Below are 6,602 nucleotides of genomic sequence, written 5' to 3'. Positions count from 1 at the left end.
GACCCCACGAGAGGTCCACGACGACTACCTGAATCAGCAGCTCGCCGCATGAATTAGCCAATAAGCTGCTGTACGGAAACCGCAGGGCCCCTCATTGACAGCCCGAAAGAAAGCGGGAAACGGTGGCAGCCAGACCACTTCGTGATCGTCTCCGGCGGGAACCGGCAGCCCCTTGTAGAGGGTGCAGCAGTGTGGCCTCTCCTGCGTCGATCTGAGGAGGTGGACTACCGGAGGCGCCTGAACCGGGAGTGCTGCGAAAGGTGCTGGGCCAAAGGTGGAGAGCGGGGCGAAGCAAGATGACTACACGAAGCCCGGTGATCGCAGGAGTCGGGGGCCTTCCCTCGTGATGGTGGGCACCTTCGTTGATCACGCGGGGAGTGTGCGCTTAGTCGTGTGGTGTCGGCGTTCGTAGTGGTTGTGGCTGATGTGGCCGTTGGCGGGGTATCGCCGGCGGGCGTTGTAGCGGGCCAGCCAGGCAAATACCGTCCTTCTGCAGGCGCCGGCGTCGCCATAGTCGTGGGGCGCCCTGGAGGGTCTCGCGTTTCAGGGACGCGTGGAAACTCTCGCAGGCCGCGTTGTCCGCGCTGGTGCCGACCGCGCCCACCGACCGGATCACCCGAGCCGGCCGCAGAGACCGGCGAAGGCCCGTGAGCCGTATCGGGCCCCGTGGTCGGTGTGGAACACGGCGCCGTCCAGGCCGCCGCGGGTCAAGTCCGCCATCTGCAGCGCGTCAGCGACCAGGCTGGTGCGCATGTGGTCGGCGATGGACCAGCCGACGACCTTGTGGCTGAAGCAGTCCAGCACGGCCGCGAGATAGAGGAACTCCCCGCCTGCGAGCGGGAGATACGTGATGTCGCCCATGTATTTCCTCTCCGGCTCGCCGCGGTTCTTCAGCTCGGTCAGGGCCCGCAGCCAGTGCTTGGCGCCCTCGCCGTCGGCCCACAGGCCGGGAATGTCGCCGTGGCCCTCGGCCGGGACCGCGAGGGCTGCAGCCTATTCGGGCTTTCGAGTCCCGAGACTGTGATGCTGGGCCACCTGGGCAGGGGTCAAGACACGTGGGTAGATGGCGGTCTCGTCGATCTGGCCAACGAAGTATGGACTGGACGGGGCGCTGGGCCAGGCGGCGATGGAGTCGCCACCCACGTGCCAGTAGCCGGTGTAGCTCGTGTTGGGTGTGCCGGCCTTTCTGCTGGCTCGAAGTTTGCCGTCCACGTACAGTTGGACTGCTTTGCTGTCGCGGGTGGCAACGACGTGGTGCCACTCTCCGTCGTTGAGGCCTGGGCTGCTGGCGATGGTGGTGCTTCTTGTATCGCCGAAGATGATTCGGCCGTCGTCCGTCATGTACGTCTGGTGGTCATAGAGAGCGCTTGGCCTTTGTTGGCGGTCACCGAATCCGATGAGCTTGCCGCCCGTGCGTGTCGTTGTTTTGAACCAGGTCTCGATGGAATACGCTGTTGGGCGTGTACTGGGACGGTCGCTGTAGGTGACGTCACCGGCGATGTCCTCGGGCGCGGTTGGCGCTTGTTTGTCCACGCCGTGGTATGCGATGGCGGCGCTAGAGCCGGATACTGCGGTGGGTGTAACGCCGCGGGTGGGTCCGCCCCGGTGGACGCCGCTGTTGTTGTGGCCGGAGGAGTCTGCGGCGAAGGTGCCGGCGGACTCTTCGAACCGCCAGTACAGGCTTGGTTTGTCAGCGACTACTCGCAGCGGGTAAACGTTGGGGCCAGCAGCCGCAGTGACTTTGACCGGTGTCGAGCGTGTGCTGGTGTTGATGCCGTCGCTTGCGGTGATCCGGTAGGTATAGGTGGATCCAGGGGTGACGTGGGAATCGATGAACGTCAGCTGCGGCCGCTTCCAGAACAGTGATGAGGCGCTCACAGTGTAAAACGGTGTACTGGAACCGTTGCGGTAGACACGGTATGTCAGTTGGCTGTCGTCGAGATCGAGGCTGGACTGCCAGTGAACGTCGATCTTGCCTGGGCTGGTGCTCGCAGCGCTTGCCTGCGGTACGGACGGGGCGGTGGCGTCCGGGCCGCTGACGAAACGGGTTAGGCCCTGTTGTGGCTTGTCGTTGACGGTGGTGAACTCGCCACCGACCCACATGTAGTCCCTGCCGTCCTTGGAGGCGGAGGTCAGCGTCCGGGGGCCGATGTGCTCGCCAATCCCGTCGTTCGTGTTCGGGGACCAGCCAAGCAGCGTCGGCTTGCCTATTGGCTCAGCTAGGAGGTGATGGCGCGGACCTCTCGGAAACTCGCCCATGAGGTGACAGTCCTGGGCGTGGGAGGCGGAATAAAGGACGCCTTTGTAAACTTCGACGGCCTGGGTCGCGCCGAAGCAGTTGTCAAGCCACCGGGGCTTGAAAGATTTAAGGTCGAAAGCGACACGGCCATCGAACATGCCTTCGTTGGCGATGTAAAAGCTCGTGGAGTCAGTAGTGATGTCTTTCACCACAGTGTCTGGCTCACCGCGCGCATGCTTCGGCCTCGACCTGGGGAAGAAACCCAGCGGATAAGTCTGGGTCAGAGATCCGTTATCACTGCTGACGACGGCCAATGCATGGGAGCTTGCACCATCGACGCTATAGAAATTTCCGCCGAGTATCACATTCTTCCCGTCCGGCGTCACCTTGACCGCTCGGCCCACGTCGTCAGCGTCAGCTGTCCACGACCGCAAAGCGCCTGAGGTGGTGACAGACGCAAAGTGACGCCGCCTCAGGTTAGCGACGCTGGTGAAGTCGCCGCCGAGATAGACCGATTCGCCTGTGACGTCCAGAGCCCGCACCGTGGCGCTCACCGCCAGCCTAAAAGAAGCCTTCGGCGTACACGTGGCAATATCGATCGCCGCTACGTTACTCGCTTTGAGACCGTTAACAGCTCCGAAGCGCCCACCTGCGTAGAGCGTCTTGTGATCCGGCGACACCGCCAGCGCCCGCACGGTTGCCAGTCCTGAACCCACTGTGAACGACAGCTGGCACGACGTCGGTGCGCCAGTCGCCGTATCCAAAGCTACAAAGTTCACTGCTGAGCGCTCATGCGTGCCTGCCGCCGCGCTCGGCGGCCTGACCGCTGAGAAGGTACCGCCAGCGAACACGACCCCGTCGGCCTGGGCCATAGCCCAGACAATCCCATTGGTCTGCCAGGTCGGCCGCTCTTCAGCTGTCACGCCTACCGGTGCGGTAAGGGCACCGGCTGTGGACGCAGTCACTATACCCGCTCCTGAAAGCGATGCGGCCGCCAATGATAAGGCGGCCGCGCAAACCCCTAAGGAACGCTTGCTCATGTACTCTCCTTGCCTCTACCTGACCGTGCTTGACGCCACACAAAGATAGTTGTGACTCATCCATGCAGTCTTGTGACGTGAGCCACAAGGCAGTACACGGTCGGGAGTTCGCGGCGCAGCACATCTAGGCGTGCATCAGATCTAGGCGTGCATCAGTGAGGGCAAGAGCTCGCGTGAGTCTCCTTCCACTAAACCTGAGACGTCTCGTAACCGGTGTGGTGGTTGTAGCGAGCCGTAGGTGGTTGTTCAACTACCTGTTTCTAAAGGGGTGTTGTCCGGGCTGTCCGGTCGCCGCTATCTCCTCGGCCTCTCGCCTCAACTGCCAAAGTTAGGCTGTATCCGCTTTTGCTGAACCATGACCAGGGCAGTGAGGTCCGCTCCACCACACTGTCCCGCAAGAGCCGACGCCGGTTCGTTGAGGCGTCCCTGCGGTGCGGACACACCTGAGAATGGATCGGGGTCTGTGCCGACGGCAGCCGATGACCGGTTCATCGAGGAACTCGTGGCTCGGGCCCCGTCGGAAGGTTTGCAGCTGACCGGTGAGTGCGGGCTGTTGCAGCAGCTGACGAAGCGGCTGCTGGAGTTCGCTCTCGAGGGCGAGATGAATGATCATTTCTCGGCTTTGACCGCCACGACGCGGCGGGGAAGAATGGCGGCAACTCGCGCAACGGCAAGCGGTCCAAGACCGTGGTCAGGGACGTCGGTTCGGTCGAGATCGATGTCCCACGAGACCGCGCCATCGCCGTCCTGGCCCGGGCACAGCAGGACGCCACCTGGAACCGTCAGACCATCGCCAACCAGCTCCGCTCGCTGCTGCGCGAGTACTACCCCGCCGCCCTGGCCGCGGTCGAGCCATGGAAGAACGGCCTGTGCCGTCCCGAGGCCCACGCCCTGCTCAAGGCCACGCCCACCCCCACTCGCGCGACCCGCCTGACCCGCACACAGCTCCGAGCCAACCTCAAGCGCGCCGGACGCCAGCGCGGCATCGAGGCAGAGGCCGACCGGTTGCAAGAAGTCTCCGCGCCGAGTGGGCCCACCAGCCTCCGCTCGTGGAGGACGCCCTCGGTGAGCAGATGCTGGCTCTGCTGATCCAGCTGGAGGCCGCCTGCACCGCCGCCGACCAGCTCGCGAAGGCGGTGGAGGAGGGGTTCCCTCAGCACCCGGACGCTGACATCTACCTTTCCTTCCCCGGCCTCGGCGCCCAGCTCGGCGCCCGGGTGTTCGCCGAGGCCGGGGACGACCGCGCCCGCTTCACCGACGCCCGCGGCCTGAAGGCATACGCCGGCTCTTCGCCCATCACCCGAGCCTCGGGCAAGAAGTCGTCCATCACCCGCCGCTGGGTCAAGAACGACCGGCTCAACGCGGCCGACTACCTGTGGGCCTTCTCCGCCCCCAACGCCTCACCCGGCGCCAAAGCCCACTACCGCCACCGCCGCGACGACTGCGGCGACTGGCACGCCGGCGCCCAGCGCCACCTGTTCAACCGCATGATCGGCCAGCTCTACCACTGCCTCCAGCACACCGAACTGTTCGACGAACACACGGCCTTCCCCGTCGAACTAGCCGAAGCCGCTTGACACGCTAAACACCTGAGGTGTCTACAGCGTCTCGGGAGCCACCCGGTTGATGCACCGGCTCGGCTTCTCCCCACACGTGCCCGCCCGGCGGGTGGCCGAGCGCGACGAGCAGGCCGTGACTGCGGGGAAGGAGTCTGATTCGAAAATCAACCACCCGCGCAGGTCAGACCGCTCCCGTTGATTGGAGGGACACTTGATAGCCGAGGATGTTGAGCTGGCTGACGAGGCGACGCGTCTGCCGGGCACGGCCGGTTCGCTGGAGGAAGTAGTCGCCTCCAAGGTCGTGGTAGTCGGCGTCGTGGGTGGACATGTGCCAGACCGAGGTCAGGATGGTGTGGCCGACGGCCACCAGGGCTCGTTTCTTTCCGCGGCGGACGGCGATGCGTTTGTAGCGGGCGGCCAGGTAGGTGTTCTTGCTGCGGGCGGCCGCGGTGGCTGCGAGCCCGAGGGCGCCCTTCAGCCAGGGGTCGCTGGGACGGGACTTGCCGGAGGTGTGCTTGCCGGCGGACTCGTGATTGCCCGGACACATCCCGGCCCACGAGGCCAGGTGAGCGGCACTGGGGAACCGGCTCATGTCCACGCCGATCTCGGCGAGGATCACCTCGGCGGACTTTGTGCTGACGCCCGGGATGGTGGCCAGCAGCTCGACCTGGCGGCGAAAGGGCGCGAGTTGTCGGGTGATCTCCTCGCTCAGCCGGGCCTCGGTCGCGGTGACAGCGTCGATGCGGTCGAGCATCGTGCGGGCCAGGAGCGCGTGGTGGTCGGTGAAGCGACCGGTCAGTGCCTGGGCCAGGATCTCGCGCTTGGCCCGCATGCTGGCCTTGGCCATCTCCGCCAGCACCTGTGGATCACGCTCGCCGGCGATCAGCGCCTCCAGCATCGCGCGGGCCGACTTGCCCAGCAGGTCGGAGACGACGGCGGACAGCTTGATCCCGGCGTCTTCGAGGAGCTTCTCCAGTCGCTGGGCCTCACGGGTGCGTTCGCGGATGACCTCGGTGCGGTAGCGGGTCAGGTCGCGAAGCCGTCGGATCTCCGGCGGCGGGACGAACGAGGGCCGCACCAGGCCGTGTTCGACCATCTTGCAGATCCACTCTGAATCGACGACGTCGGTCTTGCGGCCGGGGACGTTCTTCATGTGTCGGGCGTTCAGCAGCCAGCACTCGATGTCGTTCTCCAGCAGGTAGAACACCGGCTTCCAGTACGAGCCGGTCGCTTCCATGCCGACCACGGTGATGCCCTCGGCGATCAACCAGTCCGGCATCGCCAGCAGGTCGCGGGTCATGGTGAGGAACGTGCGTACCTCTTTCCGGCGCCGCTTGCCCGCCCCGGAACGCCGGATGCAGACCTTCACGTCCGCCTTGCCGATGTCGAACCCGGCGCATCGTCCATGCCCCGGTCCTCCCTTCGCGCGTGCTGTTGTGCAGCAGCTGCCCGGCGGGGACCAAGCAGGCAAAAGAATCTGATTCACATGCTCGAAGCAACACTTCCGGGTGCCTGACGAAGGGTCCCCAGCGTCCTACTCAATGTCGGGTTCCGGTGACACCAAGACTCCGCGACGTCAGCCGGACGGCCGCAGCCCGATTTTCTCCCCTTTGGGGAGTCGCCGTCAGGAGATCAAATTACTCAATGCAACCGACTCAAGCGCCTCCAGGAGCCTTTTCAACGGTGAGCCTCCAGGGTGAGGATGGCCTTTGTGGTTGACGTGAGTGCGTTCGGGCTGAGTCTGGCCTTGCGGAGGATCCGCCA

General features: G+C 64.8%; 2 protein-coding genes and 3 pseudogenes. 2 read left to right on the top strand and 3 right to left on the bottom strand.

Features of this window, described 5'->3' with window-relative positions; all coding sequences use genetic code 11:
• Positions 1 to 612 precede the first annotated feature (612 nt).
• The gene (locus ACZ7GZ_RS41755) at positions 613 to 894 is read right to left on the bottom strand and encodes a transposase (RefSeq protein WP_471032909.1); all 282 of its coding nucleotides are present in this window, start codon (positions 892 to 894) and stop codon (positions 613 to 615) included.
• A 99-nt stretch (positions 895 to 993) separates the two neighbouring features.
• The gene (locus ACZ7GZ_RS41750; RefSeq protein WP_471032907.1) at positions 994 to 3,279 is read right to left on the bottom strand and encodes a LamG domain-containing protein; all 2,286 of its coding nucleotides are present in this window, start codon (positions 3,277 to 3,279) and stop codon (positions 994 to 996) included.
• 463 nt (positions 3,280 to 3,742) lie between these two features.
• Between ACZ7GZ_RS41750 and ACZ7GZ_RS41745 the strand changes: the two are divergent.
• Positions 3,743 to 4,856 (top strand): annotated as a pseudogene (locus tag ACZ7GZ_RS41745) (transposase).
• Between the two features lie 22 nt (positions 4,857 to 4,878).
• A pseudogene (locus ACZ7GZ_RS41740) lies at positions 4,879 to 4,992 on the top strand (helix-turn-helix domain-containing protein); the annotation flags it as partial.
• A gap of 27 nt (positions 4,993 to 5,019) precedes the next feature.
• On the opposite strand, the pseudogene ACZ7GZ_RS41735 reads toward ACZ7GZ_RS41740, so the two are convergent.
• Positions 5,020 to 6,246: pseudogene (locus tag ACZ7GZ_RS41735) on the bottom strand (IS110 family RNA-guided transposase); the annotation flags it as partial.
• Positions 6,247 to 6,602 lie beyond the last annotated feature (356 nt).

The organism is Streptomyces sp. NPDC037288, from assembly GCF_055603265.1.
The sequence above is the reverse complement of the archived record's forward strand: the minus strand, read 5'-3'. Positions and strand labels throughout refer to the sequence as shown.

Excerpts from the sequence above, each read along its gene's own strand:
- ACZ7GZ_RS41750 (WP_471032907.1), bottom strand. The coding sequence starts at position 3,279 with ATGAGCAAGCGTTCCTTAGGGGTTTGCGCGGCCGCCTTATCATTGGCG.